The 2,495-nt window shown below is 63.0% G+C and carries 2 protein-coding genes; both read right to left on the reverse strand.

What is annotated here, in order from left to right; translation table 11 throughout:
- Window positions 1-265: 265 nt before the first annotated feature.
- Complete coding sequence (locus ENZ74_RS28885) at window positions 266-1,576, reverse strand: flavin monoamine oxidase family protein (RefSeq protein WP_063169138.1); 1,311 nt, start codon at window positions 1,574-1,576, stop codon at window positions 266-268.
- A gap of 98 nt (window positions 1,577-1,674) precedes the next feature.
- Window positions 1,675-2,495 (reverse strand): dipeptidase (locus ENZ74_RS28890; RefSeq protein ID WP_127313184.1); only part of this gene is annotated, 821 nt, incomplete at its 5' end.

A 2,495-nucleotide genomic window follows, 5' to 3' on the forward strand; every position in this document is an offset into this window, starting at 1 on the left:
GCTCTGGAGCCTGAAGGCGGCTCTCGCCGCGGATCGTCTGGATTTTTGCATGCATTACCTTCCCCTTCGCTGAGTTTCTTTTGGCGGTGAAATGAACTTATCCGCGCTTTGTAACGGTGATGGGGTGGCGAAGGATTGGCACTGTAACGAATTCGAAACAGCATTTCGGGCGAAGTCGGGCAAAATCGGGCATGGCTTCGACGGCGCCGAGGCTCGAGGCGCAACTTGACCGATCTTACCGAACAGTCTTTCGAAAAGATCAGGCTCAGCCCGGAGCTTGAAGCTCGGCAATGATCTTGTGCGCGGCGATGCGCCCGGCAATGATGGCGCCCTCGACATACCCCGGAAACGATGGCGAGAGTTCTGAAGAGGCGAGATACACCGGCGGTGCGCCGGCAAGGATCGTTCGCTCGGCGTCTGTCGCTGTAACATCGACAATAAGATCGCTGTACGCGCCGCCGCTCCAGCGATCTCCTGTCCAGTCACGCAAACTGAAATCGATGACGTCACCGGCATCCGGACCAAGGGCTGCCTCCAGCCGGCCGGTCACCTCCGCACGCAGTTCCGCCTCGCCGAGGTCGCGCCAACGCAGCGCGAGCGAGCCGCCGGCGAACACGACGAGCGCCGCATGCTCCGCATCCTTGCCGGCGTCGCAGGCAAACAGCCCCGGCGGCTCGAGCCACATCACCATGCCGCTCAAATCCCGCGCCCGCCAAAACGGTTTGGCATAGCGCACCAGGATCTTGATAGCCGCGCCGCTTTCCCAGGCGCCGAGTGCCCGCCCCAGTCCGGCCGGCAAAGCGGGGGCAAAGGCGAGCTCCGTCACCTTCGCCGGCGGGACGGCAACCAGAACCGTGCGCGCCTCGACGGCACCCCCGGCCGAAACGACAAGAACACCTGGCGAACTGTGCTCGATGCGCGTGACCGGCTCGCTTAGCCGCAACCGATCGCCAAGGTCGCGGGCCAGATCGTCGGCCAGCGAATGCATGGTTTCGCGCACAGAATATTGCAGTTCCGTCACCTCGTTGGTGACCCGCCGGTCATTGTCGATCAAATACCAGAGAGGAATCTGGTCCAGCGCCATGCACCAGAGACCTTCGATCATCGAACGGAAAGCCATCCTTGCATCGGCCGAATCGTGCTGGCAGGCAAGCCAGTCGGCGACGGTCAGTCCGGCAATCGAGGCATCGTCCGGATCGATCCCGTTCATGCGCTCGCGGATCGCCATCGCGGCATGATAGGTCCGCTCAGCTCGTTGTGCGGACATCGTCGGCTGGGTGATGAAGTCGCCATCGACATAGGTTTCAACCAGCGTCTTGCCGCGCGCCTCGACCATGGCCATCAATTCCGGCATGTCCTCGCACAGGAACTGGCCACCACCATCGATGCGTTCGCCAAGTCCGTTCAATCGGGACTCGACGCGTCCGCCGACGCGGTCGCGTGCTTCGAGCAGGATGAAATCGATGCCGGCCTTCTTCATCTCAAGCGCCGCCGACAGGCCGGTGAAACCCGCACCGACGATGACGACATCGGCTCGCTCGAATTCGCCGCCCTCATCCGTGAAGGTCTTCAGCATTGCCGGCTATCCACCCAATCGTATCCGGCTTCCACCGACGAACTATGTCCTTGTCGACATATGCCGGCGGGCCGAACACACCATGCCGCAGGCTGTCTCTAACCTATCGTTTTCTCGAGCATATTGAGCCAGTTGCGATAGGCGATTTTTTCGATCAGCGCGCGGCCGAAACCGCGTGCCGCCAATGCATCGATCAGCTTCGGCAGGCCGGCGACATCGCCGATGACGGCCGGGATCATGGCGCCGTCGAAATCGGAGCCAAGACCAACGCCATCCTCACCCAGCGCCTGCAGCAGCGAATCGATATGGCGCACCATGATATCGAGGCTGGTGTCGGCATTCATGCGACCGTCCTCGCGCAGGAAGCCGGTTGCGAAGTTCAGCCCGACCATGCCGCCGGTTTCGCGGATCGCGCCGAGCTGCCAGTCGGTCAAGTTACGCGAATGGCCGCAGATCGCGTGCACGTTGGAATGGGTCGCCACCAGCGGCGCATCGCTGAGTGCGGCGACATCGCGAAAGCCCTTCTCGTTGAGATGCGACAGGTCGATCATGATCTTCAACTGGTTGCAGGCCTTGACCAGCGCCTTGCCGGCATCGGTCAGGCCAGGGCCGGTGTCGGGCGAAGACGGGAAGCGGAACGGCACGCCGTGGCCAAAGGCGTTCGGACGGCTCCAGACGATGCCGAGCGAGCGCAGGCCGGCTTCATGCAGCACGTCGAGCATGGTGAGCTCGGGATCGATCGCCTCGACCCCTTCGATGTGGAACACCGCGGCGATCGACCCTTGCGCCATGGCATTGCGCACATCGCCGGCGCTGCGGCAGACGGTGAGCGCTCCGGCCCGTTCCAGCCTGAACAGGATCGAGGCCATCGCGATGGTCGAGGTCAGCGCCTCATTGCGGGGAACCTCGGGCGGCAGCG

This window comes from Mesorhizobium sp. M7A.F.Ca.CA.002.15.2.1 (assembly GCF_003998715.1).
Classification (GTDB): domain Bacteria; phylum Pseudomonadota; class Alphaproteobacteria; order Rhizobiales; family Rhizobiaceae; genus Mesorhizobium; species Mesorhizobium ciceri.